Annotated in this window: 1 protein-coding gene; it reads right to left on the bottom strand. The window is 64.9% G+C overall.

Annotation, left to right across the window (positions count from 1 at the left end):
• The coding region (locus SB772_RS43795) for a TetR/AcrR family transcriptional regulator C-terminal domain-containing protein (RefSeq protein WP_410839002.1) at nt 1-251 on the bottom strand (251 nt) is incomplete at both ends.

Below are 251 nucleotides of genomic sequence, written 5' to 3'. Positions count from 1 at the left end.
CCTTCTCCGTTCCGTACAGACGCAGGAAGGCGGTGACCGCCCTCTCCGCCTGACGGGCGGTATCCTTGAGGCCCGGTTCGCCGAGCAGCATGCGCACATGCAGATCGGAGACAACAAGGCCGTAAAGCGTGTGATATGCCTCGTCGGCATCATGGAAGCGCAGGAGCCCCGCCCGCTTGCCGGCATCGATCAGCGCCATGGCGCGGCGATCGATCTGACGACGGCCGCGTTCGAGCAGAAGCTTTCCGAGC

It is taken from the genome of Paraburkholderia sp. SIMBA_030, from assembly GCF_046535245.1.
Taxonomy (GTDB): Bacteria; Pseudomonadota; Gammaproteobacteria; order Burkholderiales; family Burkholderiaceae; genus Paraburkholderia.
This window is presented reverse-complemented; position numbering and strand designations above follow the sequence as displayed.